21 protein-coding genes are annotated in these 23,035 nt (G+C 50.2%); 14 read left to right on the plus strand and 7 right to left on the minus strand.

Going from position 1 to position 23,035, the window contains the following annotated elements:
• Positions 1-151: 151 nt before the first annotated feature.
• The 7 genes from P2G88_RS01295 (at position 152) to P2G88_RS01325 (ending at position 9,830) form a co-directional block, all read left to right on the plus strand.
• The gene (locus tag P2G88_RS01295) at positions 152-1,471 is read left to right on the plus strand and encodes a glycoside hydrolase family 2 TIM barrel-domain containing protein (RefSeq protein WP_275793797.1); all 1,320 of its coding nucleotides are present in this window, start codon (positions 152-154) and stop codon (positions 1,469-1,471) included.
• A gap of 115 nt (positions 1,472-1,586) precedes the next feature.
• The gene (locus tag P2G88_RS01300) at positions 1,587-2,393 is read left to right on the plus strand and encodes a crotonase/enoyl-CoA hydratase family protein (protein ID WP_275793799.1); all 807 of its coding nucleotides are present in this window, start codon (positions 1,587-1,589) and stop codon (positions 2,391-2,393) included.
• Between the two features lie 229 nt (positions 2,394-2,622).
• Positions 2,623-4,089 (plus strand): diguanylate cyclase, encoded by a 1,467-nt coding sequence (locus P2G88_RS01305; protein WP_275793800.1) that lies wholly within the window; start codon positions 2,623-2,625, stop codon positions 4,087-4,089.
• A 177-nt stretch (positions 4,090-4,266) separates the two neighbouring features.
• Positions 4,267-5,484, plus strand: coding sequence for a DUF1800 domain-containing protein (locus P2G88_RS01310; RefSeq protein WP_275793802.1), 1,218 nt, complete (start codon positions 4,267-4,269; stop codon positions 5,482-5,484).
• A gap of 9 nt (positions 5,485-5,493) precedes the next feature.
• Positions 5,494-6,627: a DUF1501 domain-containing protein gene (locus tag P2G88_RS01315; protein ID WP_275793803.1), complete on the plus strand. Its 1,134-nt coding sequence runs from the start codon at positions 5,494-5,496 to the stop codon at positions 6,625-6,627.
• Positions 6,628-6,757: 130 nt separating this feature from the next.
• Entirely contained in the window at positions 6,758-7,741 is a 984-nt protein-coding gene (locus P2G88_RS01320; protein ID WP_275793804.1) for a catalase family peroxidase, read from the plus strand.
• 238 nt (positions 7,742-7,979) lie between these two features.
• Positions 7,980-9,830, plus strand: coding sequence for an extracellular solute-binding protein (locus tag P2G88_RS01325; protein WP_275793805.1), 1,851 nt, complete (start codon positions 7,980-7,982; stop codon positions 9,828-9,830).
• On the opposite strand, the gene P2G88_RS01330 is transcribed toward P2G88_RS01325, so the two are convergent.
• From P2G88_RS01330 to P2G88_RS01345, 4 genes are all read right to left on the minus strand, one after another.
• On the minus strand, positions 9,831-10,946 hold the full coding sequence (locus P2G88_RS01330; RefSeq protein WP_275793806.1) for a c-type cytochrome: 1,116 nt from the start codon (positions 10,944-10,946) through the stop codon (positions 9,831-9,833).
• Between the two features lie 132 nt (positions 10,947-11,078).
• Positions 11,079-11,576 (minus strand): hypothetical protein, encoded by a 498-nt coding sequence (locus tag P2G88_RS01335; protein WP_275793807.1) that lies wholly within the window; start codon positions 11,574-11,576, stop codon positions 11,079-11,081.
• 77 nt (positions 11,577-11,653) lie between these two features.
• On the minus strand, positions 11,654-12,490 hold the full coding sequence (locus tag P2G88_RS01340; protein ID WP_275793808.1) for an alpha/beta hydrolase-fold protein: 837 nt from the start codon (positions 12,488-12,490) through the stop codon (positions 11,654-11,656).
• A 71-nt stretch (positions 12,491-12,561) separates the two neighbouring features.
• On the minus strand, positions 12,562-13,458 hold the full coding sequence (locus P2G88_RS01345; RefSeq protein WP_275793809.1) for an alpha/beta fold hydrolase: 897 nt from the start codon (positions 13,456-13,458) through the stop codon (positions 12,562-12,564).
• A 145-nt stretch (positions 13,459-13,603) separates the two neighbouring features.
• Between P2G88_RS01345 and P2G88_RS01350 the strand changes: the two genes are divergently transcribed.
• From P2G88_RS01350 to P2G88_RS01360, 3 genes are read left to right on the plus strand one after another with little or no spacing between them, the layout of a single operon-like run.
• Positions 13,604-14,620, plus strand: coding sequence for a hypothetical protein (locus P2G88_RS01350; protein WP_275793810.1), 1,017 nt, complete (start codon positions 13,604-13,606; stop codon positions 14,618-14,620).
• Positions 14,604-15,383: a hypothetical protein gene (locus P2G88_RS01355; protein ID WP_275793811.1), complete on the plus strand. Its 780-nt coding sequence runs from the start codon at positions 14,604-14,606 to the stop codon at positions 15,381-15,383. The genes P2G88_RS01350 and P2G88_RS01355 overlap by 17 nt, the downstream gene beginning before the upstream one ends.
• Positions 15,380-17,188 carry a hypothetical protein gene (locus P2G88_RS01360; protein ID WP_275793812.1) on the plus strand — a complete coding sequence of 603 codons (1,809 nt, stop codon included), beginning with the start codon at positions 15,380-15,382 and terminating at the stop codon, positions 17,186-17,188. The genes P2G88_RS01355 and P2G88_RS01360 overlap by 4 nt, the downstream gene beginning before the upstream one ends.
• A gap of 68 nt (positions 17,189-17,256) precedes the next feature.
• On the opposite strand, the gene P2G88_RS01365 is transcribed toward P2G88_RS01360, so the two are convergent.
• Positions 17,257-18,567, minus strand: a complete 1,311-nt coding sequence (locus tag P2G88_RS01365; RefSeq protein WP_275793813.1) for a PAS domain-containing methyl-accepting chemotaxis protein — start codon at positions 18,565-18,567, stop codon at positions 17,257-17,259.
• 208 nt (positions 18,568-18,775) lie between these two features.
• On the opposite strand from P2G88_RS01365, the gene P2G88_RS01370 reads away from it, so the two are divergent.
• The 3 genes from P2G88_RS01370 (at position 18,776) to P2G88_RS01380 (ending at position 20,223) form a co-directional block, all read left to right on the plus strand.
• Entirely contained in the window at positions 18,776-19,366 is a 591-nt protein-coding gene (locus P2G88_RS01370) for an ACP phosphodiesterase (RefSeq protein WP_275793814.1), read from the plus strand.
• Positions 19,367-19,429: 63 nt separating this feature from the next.
• Positions 19,430-19,879 (plus strand): hypothetical protein, encoded by a 450-nt coding sequence (locus tag P2G88_RS01375; protein WP_275793815.1) that lies wholly within the window; start codon positions 19,430-19,432, stop codon positions 19,877-19,879.
• Complete coding sequence (locus P2G88_RS01380; RefSeq protein ID WP_275793816.1) at positions 19,771-20,223, plus strand: hypothetical protein; 453 nt, start codon at positions 19,771-19,773, stop codon at positions 20,221-20,223. Before P2G88_RS01375 ends, P2G88_RS01380 begins: the two co-directional genes overlap by 109 nt.
• Here P2G88_RS01380 and P2G88_RS01385 read toward each other — a convergent pair.
• Complete coding sequence (locus P2G88_RS01385; protein ID WP_275793817.1) at positions 20,214-21,233, minus strand: GGDEF domain-containing protein; 1,020 nt, start codon at positions 21,231-21,233, stop codon at positions 20,214-20,216. The two genes, P2G88_RS01380 and P2G88_RS01385, sit on opposite strands and share 10 nt — an antisense overlap.
• 224 nt (positions 21,234-21,457) lie before the next feature.
• Between P2G88_RS01385 and P2G88_RS01390 the strand changes: the two genes are divergently transcribed.
• The gene (locus P2G88_RS01390) at positions 21,458-21,886 is read left to right on the plus strand and encodes a DUF3010 family protein (RefSeq protein WP_275793818.1); all 429 of its coding nucleotides are present in this window, start codon (positions 21,458-21,460) and stop codon (positions 21,884-21,886) included.
• Here P2G88_RS01390 and P2G88_RS01395 read toward each other — a convergent pair.
• Complete coding sequence (locus P2G88_RS01395) at positions 21,883-22,899, minus strand: S41 family peptidase (RefSeq protein ID WP_275793820.1); 1,017 nt, start codon at positions 22,897-22,899, stop codon at positions 21,883-21,885. The genes P2G88_RS01390 and P2G88_RS01395 overlap by 4 nt on opposite strands.
• Positions 22,900-23,035: the final 136 nt, after the last annotated feature.

Here is a 23,035-nt window from a genome sequence, read left to right on the forward strand (position 1 = left end):
CTACTCTAAACCTGTGTCCAGCGCTCACGCCAGTAGCAAGCTGCAACTATTTGCAACCAGACATTACATCCAATAGGTTCGCTTTCGGAGGATTAGGGCACTACCTTATGTAAGCGCTAACAATTTATATTTATCAGAGGTTTAACGGCTTATGAGATGGGCAAAAATCAGTTGGATGTTGGCAATTTTGGGGCTGCTTGGTGTGCAGTACCCTGTTTTGGCCGGTGAATCCATTGGCAGTAAGCAATCGGTTATCCCGGCAAAGCTCGTTAAAACAGATAATGCCTGGACTATCCTACGCAACGGCGAGCCCTACTTTATCAAAGGGGCTGGTGGTAGCCGATATTTGCAGAAGCTGGCGCAAAGTGGTGCCAATTCAGTGCGCACCTGGAGCACGGATGATGCACAGCGCATTTTGGATGAAGCCCATCAATATGGCTTAACGGTGATGCTGGGATTACGTATGGGCAAGGAAAGGCACGGCTTTGATTACAGCGACAAAGAGGCCGTGGCCGCCCAAAAGGCACAGATCCGTGAGCAGGTATTAAAGTACAAAGACCATCCGGCCCTCCTCGTATGGGGCATAGGTAATGAGCTGGATCTTTTCTATACCAACACAAACGTCTGGTATGCAGTGGAAGAGATCGCCGCCATGATCAAGACCCTCGACCCACATCATCTGGTCACCACCGTAACAGCCGGCATCAACAAAGAGAAGGCTGCGTTGATTACCGAGCGGGTGCCGAGCATCGATTATCTGAGTATCAATATTTACGGCGGGTTGGAGAACTTGCCTGCTGATCTGCTGGAGATAGGTTATCAAGGGCCTTATGTCGTCACAGAGTGGGGACCTACAGGTCATTGGGAAATCGCCAAAACCGATTGGGGTGCTCCGATTGAGCAAAGCAGTACCGAAAAGGCCGCCATTTACCGCAAGCGCTATGAACAGGGCATTTTAGCGGCGCCCAAGCGGGCCTTGGGCTCTTACGCATTTTTATGGGGGCAGAAGCAGGAAACCACGCCCACCTGGTACGGTGTCTTTACCGAAGCGGGTAAGCCCACTGAAGTGGTGGATACCTTGTCTTATCTTTGGCGAGGTCAATGGCCAACGCAGCGTGCGCCCTCCATCTCGGCTTATACCCTGGGGGGTAAGTCAGCAACGCAAAGCCTGCGTGTTAAGCCTGGCCAATTGGTTAGTGTGGAATTGTCTTATACCACTGGCGATAAAGAAGAGGTTGCCATCCAGTGGGAAATTTTGCCGGAAAGCACAGATATTAAGGCCGGCGGCGATCCGGAACGTCGCCCCAAGGCCAGGGATATTGAGTTTGTCAGTGGCCATCAACCTGGCCATATGCAGTTTAAGGTGCCAGTACAGCCAGGTCCTTATCGCCTCTTTGTGTACGTGGAAAATGCTGCAGGTAAAGTAGCTAACGCCAATTTCCCATTTTTTGTGGAGCAGGCCATGGAGTAGGCCATAAAAAAGAACGCAAAATCGCTCTGCACAGTAGAACTGGTAGTTTTTTCTGACTTATGAAAAACTGGTAAGACCACCTTGTTGCTATCAACAACTATTTCAAGGATCTGCCATGACCCAACGGGTACTGCTGGAAAAACGCGATGCTATTGCCTATGTCACCCTAAATCGTCCGGACAAACATAATGGTCTCGATGAGGCCATGTTTGTGGAGCTGCTCGATGTCGCCAAACGCATTAAAAAGGACCGTTCCATTCGCTGCGTTATCCTGCAAGGGGCGGGCCCGTCTTTTTGCGCCGGGCTGGATTTCGCCTCGGTGTCCAAAAAGCCTGGCATGATTGTGCGTTTCTTCTTAAAGCTACCCTGGTCCAAGGATAACAGCTTCCAGCGCCTGGCCCATTGCTGGCGTGATTTACCTATGCCGGTGATTGCGGTGGTGCACGGCAACTGCTTTGGTGGCGGTATGCAGATAGCCCTGGGTTGTGATTACCGCATCGCCACGCCCGATGCCGCCCTCTCTATTATGGAAGCCAAGTGGGGCATTATTCCGGATATGAGCGCGACGGTGACCTTATCCCGATTGACTAGGGTGGATATCGCCCAGGAGCTGACCATGACCGGGCGCATTTTCAGTGGAGAGGAAGGTGCACAGTATGGGCTTATCAGCAAAACGAGTGAGCAGCCGTTGGCGGCAGCCGAAGAACTGGCCAAGACCCTTTGCCAGAAAAGCCCCGATGCCGTGGCAGCGGCCAAATACCTGTTTAAGAAAACCTGGAAAATGGATACCCGTGGAGCGCTGTTATGGGAGCGATTGGTGCAACTTCGCCTGTTGGGCCGCAAAAACCAACGTATTGCTATGCAAAATGGTTTGTCAAAAGGCAAAGATCCTAAGTCCTTTATCGACCGCACTTCTTTTTGATTCCCGCTTAAAGCATGCGGGGATAATTCTGTTTACGACTTACTGGAGTGACGGACCTCTGTATCTCCGGTTTAATTCCAGAGAAAGGGGCCGCACCTTGTCATTCCCGTGCGTAGTAAACGGGAACACACTCGAATGTTTTTATCGGGGACCAATCTGTCTTGTAAGGCAGACATTTTGCAGCTAAAAACATAAGGCGGAAAACTTTCGAAGAGCAGTAAATACTATTATGCAGGCCCGTACGTCATGGACGGCACACACCTTTACCTCGTCTAACCTTCTGTTTTGTTTAGGGATTGCTCTTCTTTATATCGTTACTGCGCGGATTAGCCAGGTATTTGCTATTGAGCCGGGCAATGTTACGCCGGTTTGGATCCCCTCCGGGCTGATGCTGGCCTTGGCATTGAAATATGGTCCAAGGATTTGGCCCGGTGTGTTTGTCGGCGCTTTTTTGGGCAATATCTGGGCTTATATCTCATTGGATACGGCAATAGGTGCAGCCAGTGCTGTTGCTTCTGCAACCCTTAATGGTATCGGTGATGTTATTGCAGTTGTGGTGTTTGCTCAGGTTATCAAAAAGCAAACCGGCTCCGATATGCCATTTCGAACCCTGCCTAATTTCATGCTGTTTGGTCTGTGGGGGGTATTTATTGGCCCGTTAACCAGTGCTTTGTTCGGTGTAACGGGGTTGACCCTCTTCGGTTTTGTTCAGGCTGAGCAATATCTGTTTGCCCTGACTAACTGGTGGGTGGGGGACGGGGTCGGTGTGGTGCTCTTCGCACCATTGCTGCTGTCCTGGCTGAACAAGTCGACATTGAAAACCAAGTATTTCTCTATTTCCTTGCTTTTCAGCATCGCCATTTTTTCTGTGTTCACCTTGTCTGTATTTGAACTGATTCATTTGCCGCGCTGGATGGTGATGGCCTGCGTCATCATGCTGCCTGTGGGCTTTGCGTTGATGCTGCAACAAGGACAGCGCGCGGTTTATACCGCTCAGGTAGTGGTTGCCTCTATTGCGGTGTTCGCTACTTTTAAACAGCTTGGCCCTTTTATTGAGAATGAGCTGTTACCGCCACTGATTGGCTTGCAATTGTTTATTGGCGCCTTCTCCAGCGTTATTTTCTGCATTGCTGTGATGCTTTATCAACGCCAGTTGATGACACTGAAATTACAAAAGCAGCAACGCAAAATGGAAAGCCTTTATCAGCATGATCCCCTTACCGGTCTTTGGAACCGCTATCGCATTGAGGAATTCTTGCAATTTGAGCTGAATCGTTCGAAGCGTCTGAATGAGACTTTCGCGGTGTTTATGATTGATATTGATGATTTCAAGCAGATTAATGATCAGTATGGTCACCTGGAGGGGGACAGGATCCTGGTAGAATTTGCCAAAGCCATTAACTCCCATATTCGCGATGTGGATCTATTCGGACGCTGGGGCGGTGAGGAGTTTCTGATTATTACCGTCGAACAGACCCAGGAAAATGCACAGCAGTTTGCCGACAAAATGGTAAAGGTAATATCCGAACACGATTTTTCGCTTGAGGAGCCGGTGACCATCAGTATCGGTTATACCCTCAGTCTTGAAGGTGACAACAAAGCCAGCATCCTGGAGCGTGCAGACGAAGCCCTCTATACCGCCAAAAAGGGCGGCAAAGACCAAGCCTTTCTGGCTTGGCCCAGGAAAGCCAGCTAGCACTTTTCCTAAATGGGGTCAGGTCTTGAAATTTGCAGAGTTCTGCAAATTTCAAGACCTGACCCCCACAGATTAAGGCATATTGACGCAACTTTTCCTGCCTTTACACCACCTTTACATTTGCCAAAGCGGCCCTGTGCTAGGGTTGCTATAGGTTGTAATTTCGCGGAGAAGAGTATGGCAAGTCCCAACTTTTATGAAGCCAGGCATCTGGCATTCCGTACCCACTTACATGTGTCTGACTCATTGTTGGACATGCTTCAACAATCCTCCAGTTTGGACAGTGCGGTGGCGGGGCTACTTGCAGCGCCGGTCGATCAAATTGAGCTACCAGATTGGCATCTGCAAGCGCCCAGGCGTCCCGGCCCAGAAGCCATCGATGCCATGCGTCGGGAGCTCATCTTGTGGTGGTTTAAGCAGCTGGCAAACTGTGAGAATCAGCTCAATGAGATGATGGTGCTGTTTTGGCACAACCACTTTGTCTCGGCGCTATCCAAAGTTAAATGGCCGCCTTTTATGCTGCGCCAGAATGTGATGTTTCGTAGTCACGCCTTAGGGAATTTCAGAACGCTGCTGGCCGAGGTATTGGCCGATCCGGCCATGCTGATTTACCTGGATAATGCCACTAGTCAAAGCGAATCCCCAAATGAGAATCTGGCCCGAGAACTGATGGAACTCTTTACCCTCGGCGAGGGTAATTACAGTGAGCAAGATGTCAAGGAGATGGCGCGCACCTTAACCGGCGCCAGTGTGTCCCGTCTGACCGGCGATTATGTATTCCGTCGGCGTTGGCATGACGCTGGTACCAAGTCATTACTGGGACAAACCGGTACTTTTGGTCCACAAGATGTGCCAGAACTGATCCTGGCCCAAAAGGCTTGTGCTGAGTTTATTGTCGCTAAGCTTTGGCACTATTTTAGCGGTGTTCAGGCAGATACTGCGCTGACTGAGGAGTTGGCGGCTACTTTCAGACAGGCTGACTATGAGCTTAAGCCGTTGGTGAGAGCCATATTGCTTCATCCTGATTTCTATAATTATGCAGGCAATCAGGTTAAGTCTCCGGTGGAGCTGGGCATTGGTTTGTTGCGCTTTTTGCCGGCAAATGATGCCCTCAATGCCGCCGTGGCCAGGGCCACCCGCGATATGGGCCAGCAGCTGTTTAACCCGCCCAATGTCAAAGGCTGGCCCGGTGGCCGCGCCTGGTACGCCGCCGGTTTTATTCCGGCAAGGGAGCAGTTGTGCTTGCGTGCTTATCGCTTTATGCACTCACTTTCTTCGCCACCTGACTGGCAGGCTGAGTTGCTGGCCGTTAGCCCTGTAGGCAAGTCTGAGATTGAGGCGTCTTCCAATCCTTTGTTGCTGGCGCTGCAAGACCCCGCCATGCAAGTGAAATAAGGAGCCAACATGCAACGTCGAACCTTCTTAAAAAGCTTAGGTGCCTTGTCGGTACTGACTTATATGCCCAGGAGCTGGGGACAGGAACAGAATGCTGACCAACAAGGCCGTTTGATATTGGTGCAATTGGGCGGCGGTAATGACAGCTTGAATACCTTTGTTCCATTTACCGATGCCTCCTACTACCAGGCGCGGCCCAATCTGGCCATCGCCAAAGAGCAGGTGCTGGCAATCACCAATAGTCTGGGACTTCATCCGGCAATGGCGCCACTGATGCAGCATTGGCAAAGTGGCGAGATGGCGTTGGTTGAAGGGTTAGGTTATGCAAATCCTAATCGCTCCCATTTTCGGGGCTATGATATCTGGCATACCGCCTCCGATGCCGAGGAGATATTGAGTGAAGGATGGCTTGCACAGGTGATGGACCTTTTGCCCATGTCACTCGATGCATTGGTGTTGAGCGGCAGCCCGGGGGCTTTTGCCGGTGGTGCCGACTTGTTTAACCTGGCAGGGCAAACTGACATCGCATCGTTTTCCCCTGCTTTTATGCCAAGCGGCAGCAGTGATATCAGCAGCCTGCAATTTATCCTCGATAGCCGAGCTCAATACAACGCTTCATTAGAAAGCCTGGAGAGCGTGCTCGCCCAAGCTCCTGAGCCAACAGTGACCTTCCCGAATACTGCCTTTGGACAGCAATGTGAGTTGATTTCGAGACTGATTACCGGTGGCTTGGATGCTCCCTTATGGCATCTGTCGCTGGGGAGTTTCGACACTCATGCCAATCAGGCCGATGAACATGCTGCTCTATTAACTGAATTGGCCGAGGGGCTGGCCGCTTTGTGTGCCGCTCTTAAAGCCGACGAACAGTGGTCAGATACCACTATCGCAAGTTACAGCGAATTTGGCCGGCGGGTAGGGGAAAACGCCAGTTTGGGCACCGACCACGGCACTGCTGCCAGCCACTTCGTACTTGGTGGAAATGTGCAGGGGGGGTTGTTCGGCCAACGCCCTTCGTTGACCGAGTTAGACGCGGGCGATCTGATTTTTACTACCGATTTTCGCCATTACTACAAGTCTTTGCTGCAAAAGGCGGGGTTGCCGATATCTGCACAATTACAGGAATATGTTTCCCTCGGTTTTTAACCAGTATCCGTTCGGGGTCAGGTCTTGAAATTTGCATAAATCTGCAAAATTCAAGACCTGACCCCCATTGTTAAGTGGCAGTCCTGAAATCCTTGATTAGACTCTGAAAAGCTAAACAAGGAGCAACCTTATGAAAAACTATTTTGTCTCGTTGATTGGGGCATCGGTACTGTCTGCTTTCTGCGGTTCTGCTTTGGCGCAGGATGGCAAAATCCAGGCCGCCGATATGGTGGCGTTATTTGAGAAGATGTCCGGCCAGCATCCTGGCCATCGTAAGGCCCATGCCAGGGGGCTTTGCGCTACGGGCGTCTTTATCCCTTCCCCGAATGACCTGTTTAAGGGGGCGCCTCTTTTACATAATGGTGAGCTGCCAGTAGTAATGCGCTTTTCACTCGGCGGCGGCGATCCCGACGCCGATGAGCGGGTGGCCGGTGTGCGCGGTGTCGGCATCCAGATAAAGTTGCCGGATGGCAGCATTCATCATTTTACCGGCAATAATTTCCCGGTCTTTGCGGGTAAGGACCCCGATACATTCCATGGCTTTCTGTCGACCATGCTACCCGATGAAAGCGGCAAGTCTGATCCGGCCAAAACCCTGGCTTATGCCGAAGAGCATCCCAGTGTCAAAGCCCATATGGCCTGGGCGCAGAACGCGCAAGCTCCTGCTTCCTTTGCCAATGTGGAATATTATGGCCTGCATACGTTTTACTACGAAAGCGCGGACAAGGAGCGCACCAAGTTTCGCTGGCGCTTGAGTCCGGACTTGGGCATCAAAAACCTGACTGCCGACGAGATCATGTCCAAACCGTCCGATTTCCTGGCCGATGCTTTGGCTGAGCAACTGCAGGAGGGACCGGTGAGCTTTACGCTGATTGCCAGTATTGGGCAGGAGGAAGACAGTACTAACGATCCTTCTGTGCAGTGGCCAGCTGTCAGAGAAAAAGTGGAGTTAGGGGCAATACGTCTGACGGACTCGGGGGGGGAGCAGTGTAAACCGCTGAATTTTGATCCCAACGTATTCTCCGCCGGTTTCTCGCCCAGCGACGATCCGGTATTGAGAATGCGCTCCGCAGCCTATGCCATTTCCTTTGGTAAACGCTTGAGTGGTCAGTAGTTGCGGATGAGAGTGGTGGCACATGCCTTTACGTTGAGCCGTCAACGCTCGCTGTGATTGGGTGCTCAAGGTTAAAGCGATTTTTGATGCTACCCTGTTAGACCAACGTAATTGTCTGCTCATTGTTATTCAGGAGACAGCCCTACAGAAGCTGTCTCCTGACACTTTTTTGCTCAATATGTTATCAATCCTACATAACCTGATATGCTGAAAATGGAATTCATTGGCAGAGTCATTTATGCATTATGTAATGCTCCTGCTGCTGATTTTCGGAAGTGCAGACGTTTACGCCAGGGATAGCTTAAAAGTAGCTTTGCTATCTGAAGATCCGTCGCAAATTGAAGCAACCCAAAAGCTGGCTGCGTTATTCGAAGCCGAGCATCCGCAAATTCATATTCAGGTTAAGTCTCTGAGTTCTCAGGCTTATTCTCGTTCTGTAGAAGATGCGCTGGAAAGTGGCGACTTGGATATCATTTACACTCAAACCGGCGCACGTTTAAAGCGCCTGGTCGATGAAGGACTGATTGCCCCGCTTGACAGCATGGTCGAGCGCACCATGCTTGAACAGCGCATTGCCTCAAAGTCCTTATCCCGGGTTAAATATAACGACTTTGTTTATGCCTTGCCTTTCGCACAATATCCCTGGGGCTTTTACTACAACAAAGCCTTGTTCGCTGAGCTTGGCGTGGCCATTCCGCAAACCTGGGCTGAATTTTTGACGTTGTGTGCCAGTTTAATGGAGAGTGGTATCAAGCCTTTGGTCCAGCCCAATGCTCAGCAATGGGAGTCGCTGGCCTGGTTCGATTACCTGAGTGTATTGGCCGGCGATGAGCGGTTACATGATCGGCTGGCGTCAGGCCCGTTGTCAGACGAGTCCGATTTAGCGCCCTTACTGGCCGCATTTGAACCCTTAATCAGCCAATCTTTTTTCTTTGCCCCCGAACACCATTGGAGCTGGCAGCAATCGATGGTGCTGCTTAAACGTAAGCAGGCGGCAATGGTTCTGTTAGGGCAATTTGCTGAGGAATTACCCGCATTGCAACAAGATGAGGAGATTGGCTATTTTGCCTTTCCCCACGCCGAAACTGGCACCGCGGTGGTGCCGGTAGGGGTATTTGCGGTGCCGACTGCCATCCCCTCGAAAGTCAATGCGGGACTGTTTTTACAGTTTATTGCTCGCGAAGATATTCAGCGTTCTTTCGCGCTGGCCCTTGGATGGTTACCGATGGAGGTCAATCAGTCCCAACAGCAGGTGATCAATACAAGGCGCAAGGCCGGGATAGAGCAAATTGCCAGCGCGTCGAGGCATATAAATTTCTTTGACAGGGAAGCCGAGTCAGATTGGGCAGTAATCCTCAACAATGCACTGACCGGTGCCATCATTAAGCAGGATATCGGTGTGCTTGCTGAGGGTCTCAAAGGCACATCAACCGACCTAAGCGCATCAACTTTTGCTGAGAATCAGGACAAGCAGCTGCATTTTTCGTCGATTGTGGGGCACAAGGGCACCTTTCTGGTCTCTCAGTTAGTCAGTGAGATATATACAGAGTTGGGATACGACATTACCGTTACCCGTTTTCCAACCATCGATGCAGCGCTCAAAGCACAGCAGTTGGGGATGGATGGCGAACTGGTGCGTACAGCTGCTTTTGCGGCACAGTCCGAAGATCTTTTGAAAATTCCAGAACCACTGGCAACGGTAGATTCCTATCTTATCAGTCGCTCAGTCGGCTGCCTGAGCGATCCTTTACCTGACTCCGTAGGCGTTGCCTCGCAAGCACTGTATTTTGGGCAATGGGCCAAGCAGCATCATGTTGAACTCGTCCGTTTCGATAATGGTTATGATATGCGCCGTGCTCTGCAGGAAGGCAAAGTCAAAGGCGTACTGTTGTTTGAGCCGGAAATAGCAGAAAGCCAAGAGACCCTGGGTAATATTTGCTTGCGGCGTATAGAAACGGTGGAGTTCTACCACTATCTCAATAAACGTCACCAGGCATTAGCAGGCCCCTTTAACGATGCGCTGAAAAGATTCAAAGCCAGCGCCGAATACCAACGCTTAATGCAACGCTACGGGGTCCATACTCAGTAGTTAGTGGCTTGCACTGGTTGCTGATGTATCGCTGATCCCCTCCGCCCGGGCCACCGGATAACCAAGGTTCATCCAGCCAAAGATGCCTTCATAAAGCACGGCGGTATTTTTAAATCCGCGAGCCCTTAGCTGATAAACCACATGGTCGGCGGCAGCGCGGGGACAGGAACAATAAGCCACTATCTGAACGTCTTTGGGTAGGTCCTTCACTGCTTTATCAATATCGGTGTAGTAGGGGAAGGGCACCGCCCCTTCAATATGTGCCCGTTGCCATACCGAAGGCACACGGGTATCTATCAGCATCATACGCTTTTTAGCCTGGACTGCCTTGTGCAGATCGGCCGAGGACACGTAAATGCCGTCCCTGAGGTTGAAATCCGGACCGCTGTTTTGTGGATTGATCACGTAGTCCTTAGGTTCAGGCAGGGCTTGAAGCAGCGGCTTGTCGTCTTGCCAATCTTTTTCTTTGCTGCGCAGATAAGCCGTAACGTTATTGATGTCTTCCATTAACAACTTTTCGTAAAAGGCCGGCATGGGGGTTCCGTCGCGGCCATTAACAATGGCATAGCGGATAAACTCGTCCTTGCTATGGGCCAAAAACGATGGGTTGGCCAGTGCCGGGGCGCTGGTCCCTTCGCCGTTTGCACCGTGGCAACTGGCGCACTCTTTTTTGTAGATCTCTTCGCCCTTGGCGATATCGCCCGGTACCGGATTTTCACTCAGCTTGACGCGCTGTGCGCCTGATTGCCAATAAAGCCAGTAGGTCAGATCCCAGATCTCATCCAATGTCATGGGGCCGCCCACTTCATCCAGATAGCCGCCCATGGCGGTGCCGGCCCGCCCGTATGAAAGGGGACGCAATACGCCGTGGGGAATGCCCGATTCCATCAGACTGAGACTGCGTAGTGAAGGCGCATGGTCGTTTTTATGGCCTTCGCGGTTCTCGCCATGGCATAACACGCAGTATTTTTTGTAGTTGGCCTGGGCGCGCTCGGCCTGGACGGCGGTCAGTTTTCTGGGGGGATTGTCTTTTTCATAGACCGGTTTGGCCAATAGAGGCAGTGTGAAGGTGAGTCCGGTCAGGAATAATATCAGGAGTTCATTCAATCGTTTCATATCGCCAGTCCTTGAGCCCTTGCCAAAAAGGCATAGCGGCCTTATCCGAAGGCCGCCATTTTTCCACCCTCACCGGTCATTAACAACCTGGATAAGACCATCTCCCAATCAGCGGCGATGACTGCCGCGGAATTAGTTGCTTTTCTTTGGCAGAGCATGAGCTGCCATGGTTTTTAGCTGCTTAAGATAAGCGTCGGATTCATAGCGAAGTGTTGCTTGCTGGGCATTTTCGGGTAATTCTAGGGTTATCAGGGTGTTACCTTCGCGGTAGGCCGCTTTGCGAGCGTTGCCGTCCGTGTCATTTAATGCAACGGGTTTATATTTCCTGGCCAGGGATGCCTCAATGTCGTTATAGACAAAGCTGAGTGTTCTGGCGTTGATGGCAACCAGCAGTCCATTTGGATCGAAGACAAAACTAATGGCAGTGAGCCCGTCGAAGTTAACCTCCATTACATCCACTTGCACCTCTTTCCATGCAGACGCAGGATCTTCCTCACTGGCACCGACACCATGCCTGGCATAAAAGTCGTCGTAGGTACTCTGTTCCAAAGTAAATCCAAAGGCCTTGGGATTGGCATGAGCGACCAGGGGGGAAAACATCAGGCAAGCGAGCAGCGCAACTTTGTTCATGACGCGTACTTATGGGTGAGCAGTGTTGCATTATTTCATAGCAAAAAGCGGCTGTATTGCTAGTCGTACAATATTTTTTACGGTGCTGTTTCGAACACCCATTTTAGTCCTTGCCTGAAAGCCTCCGGATTGGCAGACAGGTGATTGTGGCCAGGTAAGTCTGCTATCCGGCGCTGCCAATCCGGTTGACGCCGATGCCAATGGGCCCGCCAGGCTGCCATGGGGACTCTGAACTCCACGTTATCCTCCCCGGCCAATGACAGGAAGGTTTTCGGGCGATCCGCAGGTGATAGAACGGGGGCCAGAAACTCACCCGGATTTCTATGCAGGGCGGGATTACTTGCAATCACAGCATAGAAGGGGGTTTGACCATACATGCTGGTATATAGAGCAAACTGTCCTCCCAGGGATTGGCCAAACAGAATGCGTCTATCGGGCGCCATAGCGTAATCCTGTTCCAGTCGGGGGAACAGCCTATCTCGCAACTGTGCTTCGAAATGGGCGGCGCCCCCCCAGAACTCCCGCTCCTCTGAGGGTAGGGTAAAATCCTGACTGCGGTTGTTTCCCTCTCGCCAATCATCACTGCCGTAGGCTATTCCCACCAGGATCAGCGGCGGGATTTCGTTCATCAGCCGCAACAGCCGGTAATAGCTGGCCAGTAGCGGGAAATTCAGGCCTCCATCAAGCAGATACACTGTGGGGTAGTGTTGCGTTTGGCCAGCTTCATATTCCTCAGGCAGGCGAATAAAAATATGATAATCCTGCAAAGAGCCGTCGAGTTTATGGGTGGACCAAAGGCGATAGTCAACCTGGCCAAGGCCTTGCAGTTTTGACCAGGGAATATTCTGTGTAGGGGCGCCGGCACAGCCCATCAACATCAGGCAGCCGGCAAGGAGTAAGATAAAACTTTTCATTTTTTGAGTATTGACCGCTCTGCCTTGTCTTCCTAACTGAATGCGGCCAACTTCCCAATTATCTGGTTACCTTACAGAAATGCTTCCAGCGACTGGACATAGTCTGGCGGTAAAATATGCCCGCCAGGAAATTGCAGGCGCTGCTTTTGGGGGCTGGTTATAGCGGAAAACAGGCTGTCATTGTCTGCTATTGAGGCATTTTCATCGTCGTCGGCGGTAACCAGCAAGACCGGTTTATCCTCAATCAAATTCACCAGGTTTTTAGGTGCCACCATTGCTACCTTGTCGTCCAGGTAGGGCGGCACGATGGCGATGATATTATCGACTCGGTTATCCAGTGCACCCAGCAGCAGGCTAATTTGTCCACCCATGCTATACCCGGCCACAGTCACAGAACTGTTGGCAAACTGAGGCTGTTGCTTCAGATAGTCCAGCAGCACCCGATAGTCCATGGCCGTTTTTCGCACCATGTCCTCATACAGGTTTTTCTCTCCCCATAGATACAGATCCAGCATGATGCTTTTTAGTGATTTTTGTGGATCTTTGCGCTTGCCATGAAAGCGTGCATCCAGGGCGACCACCACATAGCCTTTTTGACTGGCCACTTCACCGATACGATGGACCTGGGTGACGGTGGGATTGCCATTTAACGAATCCAGCCACCATCTCGGGTAACTTCTGCCCATGGCATGCACCCCCAATAGCAGTGGATAGCTGTCTTGCACCTGTTGCGGGTACCCGAGTTGGCCAAATACCTCGGCACCGTCAAAAGAGGTAAATCGGAATTCAAGCAGGTTGTTCTCCTGTTTCAGTACCTCAAACTGGATATCGGCGGATGGCTCGTATTGGTAGGCCCGGACAATATCCTGCTGCGCCATTGGCGCGGGCTTTAAGGCAAACAGGGCATACCATAACGCTGCGCCAATAAGGGTAATGGCGGTCAGGGATAGGAAGCATTTCTTTAGCATGGTCTTACTCATAAGTTGACTATGTCATCAAGGCTAACCATGGACAGGTGAAATGGCGGTGAAATTCGTAGATCCACTGATATAACCAAATTTGTTTTTGCAATCCTATACTTAGCCAATAAGCAGGAATAAGTGAGGTGGTGCTTTGCCAATCAAAGTAGTGCTATTGGCTGCCTGGGTTGGGGCAATGTACCTGTGGCTTATGCGCCACTTTGAATATGCCTTGTCGGACGGACTATTTAATATTCCCGGGTTAAGCCTGGCCGGACTTGTCATGTTTGCCGGTGTTTTTTCACGTATTTATGCCTGGATAAGTGGTGATAGCGTGCAGGAGCGCTCTCAATCCGCGCTCAGACAATGGTTAAACAAGTCTTTGTCTTATCCTGCTCTTGGTTTGCTTTATGTACTTGCGTTTACCTTGATGCTGGGCTTGGGGACGCTAACCATATTGCCGGAAAAGTTCGGTAAATCAGCAACCTTGATGGTTAGCCCATTGTTAGTGGGGGCGCAGGATCGTACACAAATTCATAGCGTAGATGGTCGGTTGGATTTGCATTTTTTTGTTAATCCTTTCGCCAGTGAATATCGCGTCAGCCTGCAAGGATACCTGCCAGAGGTGATCCGAATACGGCCGGTCTTTGGCACGACGCTGCTTCCTCAACGAGACTTGCGACCTATCCCCACCGTGCTTTTGAGACCTTCACTGGGCAGTAAACGACTGCTGGTAAACAGCGGTCACCTGCATGTACTGCGCCAAAACGCAGATGGACAATTTATGTTGTTACGTGAACTAGCGGGCGCCAGTGCCTGGTATAGCGGTCCTGAGCGAACAATACCGGCATCGTTACTGGAAAAGTGGCGACTGGAGACTATAGTCCGGGAACTAACACAAAATGCGGCGGCGGATATGCTGCTGACATGGCGCTCGCCGAAGGCGGTGGCTGAAAATATCAGTTTGCTACCGGGTGAAACGATTTGTCTGTTAATCACCAACAAAGACCAAAAAAAGTATTTCGCCGGGGCGCTGCACCTTGTGTCGCAAGTAGCTTATCAGGATGTGTATATCGAGGATTTTGATGATGGGCAATTACAACAACCTGAAAACAGCCTGGATGCTGATAGGGTTTGTCATCAGCTCATGCAACGTGCTGGCCTCCCCTAAAACCCTCATTGGTGTTGAGGTTAGCTTGGGCGAGCACTTTGCCAGCCTGCTTGGCGAAGCGGACAGCCAGGCGGCGGTGACCCTGGCAGAGCATCAGTTGAGTGAGGTCCTTAACGACCGTATTCGTTATTTTGACTTCACCGATGAAAACGACAACAGTGGCTACCGTCTGCAATTTGTTATCGATAATCCCGCAGCTTCCGGGCAGGGCATCAATATCCATGACTATTATGTCTTTTTAAATTTGCAGGAACAGGGGCAGCCACTGGAGCCCCGGCTGACTTGGTTATTCCGAGATGCGGCGTCCAGTCTGGCCGATGCCGAATCCCCACAATCCATCGCCGATTCGCTGAGTTGGCAGGTACGTAACGATAAGCACAGGTTGATCGTGAGTCAGCTATTGCCGGTGGTCAGTTTTACCCGGGAGGCATCCTTACAGCCTCTGGGCTCAAAGGGTGGCTGGTTGATTCTGCACTCAGCCAAAGATCTTTGTTTGCGCCCTCAAAGTAAAGTTATTGTGCGCAGTGAGGTACCGGGGTTTGGCTTTATAGATGACTACAACGCCGAGGTGAAAGAGCACGAGAACGATGACAAGGTCACCTTTACCCTGGCCACCGAGGATGTCAGTTTGTTGCTGCAAGATCCGGCGCATGCGGTGGTGGTAGGCGTACGTGTGCTCGAGTACCGGCGCAGGTGTGAATCTGAGCAGGCTATCGCGCAGTCTTCCCCCAGCAGCGTCTCATTTTCAGGAGACGAGCCATGAAGGTCCTGCTATTGCTGCTTATTCTGGGGCTGGGGGGCAACGCCTACGCGCAAAGTATTGAAGCGCTGGTAGCCAATGGAGATTGGCGCTCTGCGTCGGGCTTACTGGAGCAACAACGCGCCGATTGTGCACAGAAGAAAGCTGAAGACCCCTGTCACTTACAGCTGCGTTTTACCTCTGCCTGGTTGATGACGGAACGAGCCGCCCGCCTCGTAAAAGGCGATCGGCAACGGGCCTTGCTTGAGCTGGCAAAAGCCGACTATGAGGCGATTTTGCAGGCCAGGCCTGATCATCGTGCCAGTCAGGACAATCTGATATTGGTACTTCAGGAATTAGGCGACAGTAATGGCTTACTGCGGCAGATGCGAAGCATTGATGATCCTAAGCGGTTTGCTGAGCTGGCGCAGTTGACCGCTCAGCTGTTATTGCAATCGGGAGAAGTAGATCAAGCCTTCAACCTGATGACGCGGGCTTTTGCGCAACGGGCAACAGACGAGAGTCTGACCCTGTTGTTAGATGCCTTTGGCCAAGGACCTGACGATAACAAAGCCCAAACCTTATTAAGGCTGGCTGCACGGCAACAGAACATCGCATCGGATCAATTGAGCCGGTTGTTAATGGCCATTATTGAGCAGTCCTCCAAACTCGAAACAGAAACCTGGGTAGAGGCTATGCTGGAATGGGTGGAAGCGGAAGCTTGGGAACGACAGCTAACCCAGCAAAGCGTGCAAAAGGCCAGACAAGCTGGCGACAACACTATGTGGACGGAACTTTCTCAGCGCCTGGCCGATGCCCATTTAGGAGCGCCATCCGATGAGGTTCGCTTGGGACACTGGATATTGGAATCGGGAACCGCTCAAGGGGGCTGGTGGACACAGAATGTTGTCAGAGCCCAGGTTTTGGCTGCTGCAGGCTGGAGCCAAGGCCATCATCTGTTAATTGAGGGCGATATCGCCGGCGCCGACGCCATGTGGCGCGGAGCACTTTACTATGCGCCAAATCCACAAGTCTACTGGTCTGAGTTGAAAGGTAAGCGTGCTATTCCGCTGGAGATCCTTACCGACTTAGCGCGGATTAATCATCTTTACAAAGAGCAACTTGACCCGAATGGAGAGCATTTCAGACAACTGGAAAGCCTGTTGTTTGCAAGTAAGTCCCGCGCATATGAGGTCAACGACCTAGTGGCGATTCAACGCCATCACAGTTTACTGGGAAAGCTGTACGCCGATATGGGCCGTTTTGAAAGTGGTGTAATGGGGGCAAAGTTTCAGCTGACTCATGCGATTCGCACCAGCGAAAAAATCGCCGAACGCACCGGCCACCCCGATCCGCAACCTTCTATGGCAAAGCTGTTGGCTGATGGCTACAACTGCACTTTGCCCAATCAATCGGGTTGCAATTCCGATAAGGAGCTGGCGCAGCATTGGTACATTCAGGCCACCATGGCCTATTTAGATGTGGATGCTGTGGACAGAGCAGAAATGACCATGCAGCAGGTGATCAAAATCAATCCGCAGCTTAACACCAGTCAGATGGCGCTCGAGCAGGTCATTAAAACCCGCAAGGCCGTGGCCGGCGGTGGCATGGCGGACAACGTCCAATGGTTGGAACAGCAGAACCAACAGTTGCCTCAGGCCTTTGTTGATCGTCAACGATTTAAAGTGATGTCAGACCTAACCTTGCAAGGTCAGGGGAATCAGGCCGAGAAAGCATTGGAACTTTTTGATGTTCAGAAGCAAGCAACACTGCCAACAGATTTGATTCGTATCCAGCAATTGAAGTTAAATCAAAGCAAACAGCAATAGTGAAAACGGCCTACGAGAAGCTGATGGGGCACAGCTTCTCTGCTTTAATCCAAGGCTTATATACTTGCCTAATGAATCTCTTTTTGCGTCATCTCTTCTACGGTTTGGGAAACCGCCATCGCGCCTTGATAAATCTGTTCGATGATCGCTTCCACATCCTTGATTTTGGCCAGCCCCTGCTCAGCAATATGATTAATCGAAGCAATATCTTGAGTAACTTGTTGGGTCATGCTCCGGTTTTGCGCCACCATATTTTCTATTTCAGTGGTGGAAGTAGATGTGCGTGAGGCCAAGTGTCGAACCTCATCCGCTACCACAGCAAAGCCCCTGCCCATTTCACCAGCCCGGGCGGCTTCAATAGCGGCGTTTAAGGCCAGTAAATTGGTTTGGTCGGCAATGCCCTTAATCGTGGTCACAATTTTGAAGATGTTTTCTGATTCTTTGTTCAGCTTTTCGGTTAGGGCGGTGGTTTCACTTACCTGATGAGCCATCTTACCGGAAGTATGGGTAGCTTCGTTCAGCAAGGTTTTGGCATTGCCGGTCATTTGGGTGACGTCCCCCAGGGTTTCGTATATCTCATTGGCACCACGTTGTATGGCATTCTGAAAACTCATGGCATTGGTGATGTCAGTGGCAAACTTCACCACTTTGCTGACTTTCCCGAAAGCGTCGTAAATTGGGTTATAGGTTGCTTCCAGCCATATCCTGCGCCCAGAGGCTGTTTTTCTCTCAAATCGTCCTGTTTTCAAATCGCCTTTGGCCAACTCGGACCAAAAATTGGGGTACTGCTGATAAAAGCCTTCCTCACAAAACATTTTATGGTGCTTGCCTTTGATTTCCTCAAAACGATAGCCCATGGCATCTAGGAAGTTTTTATTGGCTTTAAGAATATGGCCATCCGGCGTGAATTCGATGATGGCTTGTGAGCGGTCAAGTGCCTTGTACATGGCCTTTTGTTCAGCGAGATCATTTATCTCGTCGCTGGCGTCAGAAGCAATTTTTACAATCTTCTCAACCACTCCATGGCTGTTTTTCACCGGGAAATAGGTGGCTTTAAGCCACAATGTTTCTCCTTTGTTATTAACTCGCTCGAAGATCCCTTGCTTGCCGACACCATTCCCCAATTCAGCCCAAAAATCACGATACTGGGAAGATTCTGCGTAGCTTTTGGTGCAGAAAATGCGATGGTGTTTACCAATCAGCTGCGCTTTGGAGTAGCCCATTGCCTCTTCAAATAACTTATTTACCTCAAGAATCTCTGCTTTTGGGTTAAATTCGATATAGGCCACATTGGCTTTAATAGCAGAAAAAAGTGCTTGATAGTCCTGAATCTGATTTTGAGTATCAAGAAGCTGTTCTTTAAGCTTGGTATTGAACATCGAAAAGCCCTTTGGATTGATGAAAAAAAGCCCCGTAGGGCTGATTATTAAATACAAGTATATACGTAACTCATACTGTCTTAGCTCATAGCAATGCGCAAATGTAGGGATAATTCTTTAACGGGTATTTATCCACTAACGGAGAGCGCGTGTATATGTTGATAAGTAAGAGCTGGATATACATTTAAGGTTAGGTTGATATTGCACGATGAACTATCTCGCCCACCTCTTTCTGGCTCAGCCGTCGGCAGACTCCTACTTTGGCAACCTGTTAGGCGATTTTAGCCGGGGTATTGATGCTTCGAGCTATTCTGAGGCGGTGCAGGCGGGGCTGGCTAATCACCGCCTGGTGGACAGGTTCACCGATACCCATCCTATTGTCAGGGATGCCAGACAACACTTCAGTCCTAAGCGACGCCGCTTTGCCGGGATAGCCATGGATGTATTGTTCGATCATTTTTTGATTTGCCATTGGCAGGATTTCTCTGATCAGCTCTTTGAAAGCTTTTGCCAGCAAACCTACAGTTACCTGGGAATACGCCTGCAAGAGATGCCGCCACGCATGCAGCATGTGGTGGGCAACATGATTGAGCACCATTGGTTTGCTCAGTACCAAAGCCTGCACGGGGTTGGTCGGGCATTGGACAATATTGCCCGGCGTATTCGCTTTGAAAATGATTTTTCCGGCTGTCTTGATGAGATTGAGCGCTACCATGAGGAATTGGAAAGTTGTTTTTTGCAGTTTTTTCCCGAACTGATTCAACATGTTAAGCAACAAGGTCTGGAAGAATGGAGGTAATACACAACTATGTTGGAGGTGATATCGACTTAGTCACCACAACCCACTTTTCCAGATCCCAAGATGAAACGCTGTCTTACCTTACTTTCGTTACTCACTGCTCCCGCACTTAGCGCCGACGCTCTGCAACAGGTTTTGGAAACGCATCAAAGCAGCTTGGGGGAAGTAACGGCTTGGCAAGCTACCCAGAATATCAGTCTTAAGCTGTCCATTAAGGAGCCTGGATTTGAGGTGGAAGGCATCTACCGCGCCAGTAAGGACGGTAAAATGCGTATCGATATCTTCTCGGAGGGTAAGCCGGTTTTTACCGAGGCCTATAACGGCAAACAGGGGGGCAATGGTGGCCGGAACTACCCGAATCTAAGATTATTGGCGGCGAGAAGGCTGCCGCTTTGTGGCTCGGTGTGGAGCTTCCCGGCAACCTCTTTACCTTGCTGGATATGCCGGAAAGAGGGAATCAGTTGGAACTGCTGGGGGAAGAAATCAGAGAGGGCAAACCCGCTTATCTGTTAAAAGTGATATTAAAAGATGACCATCATAAATTCTATCTACTGGATAAAGCCGATGGCACCATCTTGGCTTCTCGTGATCTGCGGGCGTTTCATCCTGATCTGGATAACAGAGAGGTGCTGGTGGAAACTCGCTACAGCGACTTTCGGCCTGTGAAGGGTATGATCCGCCCCTTCCTCAGCGACAACTATGATCTCACCAATAAACGGTGGCTGGGCACCAGTCAAATCCTGGATATACGCACAAATATGGATTTTGGCGAGGCAATGTTTGCACCAGAAACCCTGGTCGCCACTGAATGGCCGGTCGAGAGGGATGTTTTACCGGCTAAAACTACTCAAAAGTAGTCCACATCACCGCTTTCTACTTCCTGCTCTTTGGCGATGCCCTGTTTTACCATGTCTTCGAAGAAGGTAATCCGGTTGCGGCCATTGCGCTTGCTGTAATAAAGGGCCTGGTCGGCATAATCAACCAATGTCGCGTGGAACACGTTCAGATCGAGTTCCACTACACCCATGCTAACGGAAACCATGGGCACCTTGGCGAATTTGGTATTGCAGATTTGCTGTCTGAGTCTTTCTAATACGGCTTCACAATGATCGCGGCTAAGACTGCGCAGGATAATCACAAACTCCTCTCCGCCGAAGCGGAAGAGTAAGTCTTCACTTCGAAAACTTTGTTTGAGCAAGCGGGAGAGCAGAATTAATACCTCATCGCCATAAAGATGACCGTATTGATCATTGATGTTTTTAAAATGGTCCACATCAATAATCACCAGCCAATTGTTGGAAAACTTGTAGTGCCGCTTGTCATTCTCGAAATCTTCGTCGGCAACGGAATGGCCTTGATTGCACAATTTGGCCACCGACTCTTCGAAGGTCTTTCGATTCATCAAGCCTGTCAGTTCATCGGTCTGCGCTTCTATCAACAAAGAGGTAAAGTTGCTGTAAATACTCAGCATGCCTTTTATCACGTAAAGCTGAGGCTTTTCCAAAGGCTGTCGTAGGGTGAGCACCAGGAACTGAGTAGATTGCCTGTGTTGCTTGAGCAGGTGAATACTCAAAAACAACTCATCATAAGAGCGGGTGAACTCGGTTAGGGATGCCTGATTCATGTCATTCAAGGAATCGAGAATGCTCTGGTCAATGATGATATTGCTGTAGCGGCATTGGCATTTTTTGCCTACCAGGCTGATTTCTTCGGTGGGATTACTGCGGTGGTCCAGGCTGATAATGGTGGCCTTGTCAGGTGACAACATGCTGCCGATACTCTTTAGCAGGCTAAATGCCAGTAATTCTCGGTCTCGCTGTGCAGTAAAATTTTCAATGTGACGTAAAATATTGGCCGATATACTCATCTAACCTCGCCTTGCTGACAGAACGGTTTAAGCAAGTTTGCATCCAAGAATGGCCAAACGCCGGGACATGCAAAACATCTGTTTATGCACCTAAGCATAGTGTGCGAATCGATTTTTGGTAGAAAAGACCGGGCAAAGAAAAATTGAGCAGCGCCAGGCTGATTAGTCTGCGTCTGATACTAAATGGCGTTATAATCTCGGCCTTTAGTATTTTGGGGAATAGCATGCGAGTTTGTGGCGTAGAATTAAAAGGCAATGATGCCAATATTTGTTTATTGTCTCTGTCTGACGGGGTGTTCCAAATCCCCGACTGCCGCGCCCGTCGCCTGAGTCTCGCCGGACATGACGGGGCCGGCCTTAAGCATTTCCAATCTACCTTTGCCAAGCTGATGCTGGATTACAAAGTGGATACAGTGATAATTCGTGAACGCCCCATGAAAGGGAAATTTGCCGGGGGTGCCATCGGTTTTAAAATGGAAGCGGCGCTTGAGTTAATGGACAACCTGGATGTGCAGACCATTAGCCAGACGGCGGTTAAGGAAGCGATCAACCGCCATCCGCTGACCATCGATTTCAGTGGCACAGGATTAAAAGCCTTTCAGGAACCTGCATTTCAAACAGCCTATGCCTATTTAATGACGCCCAAAGTTTAGTGAGCGCTCATTTTCAGCTGGTTTAACCGAGTTTCAATTTCCACCTGTTGATAGTAATTGTGCTGGCCTGTTTTCAGCGTCTCCAGGGCCATTAAATAGGCCCTGTCTAAAGCCTCTGACGCCGGAACGGCAATATCTGGTGTAATTCCGACCCCTTCCCAATTGGTCTTGGTAATAGGATTGATGGCTTTGGCGAAGGGGATCGCAGCGCGAAATCCGTTTCCAAGTTCAACATAGTGCCAGGGATTTGCCCCGCCTTTGCTGGTTTCACCCACTATGATGGCTTTCTGCAGTTGCTTAAAGTTATAGGTAAACTCCTCAGCGGCAGAGAAAGTGTAATCACTGATGAGAATGTAAATTGGCAGTTTTTCAGGGAACTTGGGACCTACACCATCGAACGTCCAGTACTCGATGGTTCTGCCGGATAGTCTGGAATAAAGGCTATTTAAATGGGTACGTTTGGCAAAGAAATAGCTGCTTATCAGCTGCACCATCTCCGCACTACCGCCGCCATTTTGGCGAAGATCAATAATTAAAGCGTCGACGTGTGACAAAAAGCCCAATGCATGGCTGACGGTCATCCTTGATGTTTCGCTGACATCGGCAAAGCCCCAAAAATCCACATAGCCGACATTGCCCTCAAGAATTTCGACGTGGTTAAAACCTGAGTTTTTGCGTGCCATTTTGCTGGACCAGCTTTCTTTGACTGCGGTGGCGTTTCCTTGCTCGAGGTTGGCGCGCCAAGATACCGAAAAATGGTGATCGAATTTGTCCAGTTCAGTAGACAGCATCTTAGCTATTTGTGAGGCATCACTCTCGCTGTGAAAGATCTGGCTTTGGGAAAGAGCACTAATGGATTGATGGATCGCATCGATATTTTCCGTTAGCACATATTGTTCGCTGATTGCCTCACTAAGTGCCTCAATAAGTTGGGCTTTGTGCTTCTGAGTAAGACTCTCTGCTTGTGCGAGTAACGGTAGAAGTAGCAATAGGGCAAAACTCTTCAGCTTCATTGAAAATTCTCATTCCATGCCAAAGTGGGTGTTTGAGTTACTGTACTCTTGTGACGCGCAACCAAGCTCTTAGAAACGATGGATGGACGGGTGGGCAGGACAGGATGATAGTGGCTGGGGTGATAAATAGCTCAAG

Source organism: Aliiglaciecola sp. CAU 1673 (genome assembly GCF_029223185.1).
In the GTDB taxonomy this organism is placed as follows: domain Bacteria; phylum Pseudomonadota; class Gammaproteobacteria; order Enterobacterales; family Alteromonadaceae; genus Bowmanella.